General features: G+C 60.1%; 2 protein-coding genes. Both read left to right on the forward strand.

The genetic code is table 11. The features are described 5' to 3' along the window. A partial coding sequence (gene bamA / locus EN935_RS32595) for an outer membrane protein assembly factor BamA (RefSeq protein ID WP_127374050.1) occupies window positions 1-1,291 on the forward strand: 1,291 nt, incomplete at its 5' end. Window positions 1,292-1,366: 75 nt separating this feature from the next. After that, window positions 1,367-2,141 (forward strand): UDP-3-O-(3-hydroxymyristoyl)glucosamine N-acyltransferase (locus EN935_RS32600; RefSeq protein WP_127374051.1); only part of this gene is annotated, 775 nt, incomplete at its 3' end.

Here is a 2,141-nt window from a genome sequence, read left to right on the forward strand (position 1 = left end):
GGCCTATATCGAGCGCATCGAGATCCGCGGCAACGACCGCACGCGTGACTATGTCATTCGCCGTGAGTTCGACGTCAGCGAAGGCGATGCCTTCAATCAGGTGCTCATCCAGCGCGCGAAAAAGCGCCTGGAAGCCCTCAATTACTTTGACAAAGTCGATATTTCGACAGTGCCGGGCTCGCAGCCCGACCAGGTCGTGCTGGTGGTCGACGTTGTCGAGAAGTCGACCGGTGAATTCTCCGTCGGCGCCGGTTATTCGACCGGTGGCGACACGGCCGGCCCGTCCGTCGAAGGATCGATCACCGAGCGCAATTTCCTCGGCCGTGGCCAGTTCATCAAGCTATCGGCGGGCGGTGGCAAGAATTCGCGCGACTACAGCATTTCGTTTACAGAGCCGTACTTCCTCGGACGGCGTATCGCTGCGGGCTTCGACGTCTTCAAGCAGACGAGAAATTACGATCATTACGACAGCGATACCCTGGGCGCAACGGTGCGCTTCGGCTTGCCGATCACCAACAGCATCTCGACCCAGCTTGCGTATAATATCGCGCAAGAAAAGTATAAATACGACAACAGTTGCGATGATAACGCTGATGGTATTCTTGGCGATTGCGACCTCTCTACAGCGATTAAGCAGGGTATTGCGGAAAGCCCATGGATCAAGTCGTCGGTTAGCCTCGGTCTGGTTTACAACACCATCGACGACATGAAGAATCCGCATGAAGGTATCTACGCCACTACGTCGGTGGAGGTGGCTGGTCTCGGCGGCGATGCGAAGTTTGTAAAGGTTACTGGGCGGGGCAGTGTATACCAGACGCTGTCAGAGCAATTTGATCTGGTCGGGCTCGTTTCAGCCGGCGCGGGCCATGTCGAGGGGTACGGCAGTGGCGGTTTGCGGATTTTCGATCAGTTCCAGAGCACCGACCGCATGATCCGCGGCTTTGCTTATGGTGGCATTGGTCCTGTGGACGTCAATACGGGTGACCATCTCGGCGGCACGACCTATTTCAACGCCTCCGCGGAAGCGCAGTTTCCGTTGCCGGTCGTCCCGGAAAGCTTTGGCTTGCGTGGCGCTGTCTTCGCAGATGCTGCAACACTCTATGGCAGCAAGGTCGATACCGCTGGAGTCGTTCAAGACTCGGTCGGCATGAAGCTGCGTGCCTCGGTTGGTCTCGGCCTGATGTGGGCATCGCCGTTCGGCCCGATCCGTATCGACTATGCGATCCCGGTCAAGAAGGAAGCGCGCGACGACGTGCAGGAATTCAACTTCGGCATATCGACCCGCTTCTGATCGGCGGTTAACGATGCTCCCGGGTCTTTCAGGTCCGGGAGAAATGTTCCGACCTAGCTGGATATAGCTTCTGGAATGACCGATCCGGTGTTCTTCGCGCCATCACGCCGGTATACGGCGGGCGAAGTCGCGAATCTGACCGGCTCGGTGCTTGTCGATTCCGGCCACTCCGATATTTCGATCGAGGCACTCGCGCCGGCGAGCGATGGCGGCGAGAATGCGCTCGTCTTTGTCGACGGCAAGCGTAATTCCGCGCTGATGCCGTCGCTGCGGGCGGCCGCGGTCCTGTGCCCGGCGGAATTTGCCGGCAAGGCGCCGGCCGGCGTTGCCGTTCTGGTTCATCCGCGTCCGCAACAGGCCTTCGCATTTGTCGGGCGCCTGCTGTTTCCAAGGGCGGCGACGCCAGGGCCGATGACCAGCGAAACCGGCGTCTCGCCGCATGCTCATGTCGATGTGACCGCACATGTCGAATCCGGTGCCGTCATTGAGGCCGGCGCGGTCATCGGGCCGGGTGCTTCGATCGGCAGCGGTACCGTCATCGCGCCCAATGCCGTCATCGGCCAGTCCTGCCAGATTGGCCGTGACGGCTATGTCGGTCCGGGCGCCAGCATCCAGTATGCCTTGATCGGCAACCGCGTCATCATCCATGGCGGTGCCAGGATCGGCCAGGATGGTTTTGGCTTCGTCGGCGGCGCCAAGGGACCCGAACGCGTGCCGCAGATCGGCCGTGTCGTCATTCAAGACGACGTCGAGATCGGCTCCAACACCACCGTCGATCGCGGCGCCATGTCCGATACGATCATCGGCCAGGGCACCAAGATCGACAATCTTGTGCAGATCGCCCATAACG

Origin of the sequence: Mesorhizobium sp. M7D.F.Ca.US.004.03.1.1 (assembly GCF_003998635.1) — a bacterium.
GTDB classification, from domain to species: domain Bacteria; phylum Pseudomonadota; class Alphaproteobacteria; order Rhizobiales; family Rhizobiaceae; genus Mesorhizobium; species Mesorhizobium loti.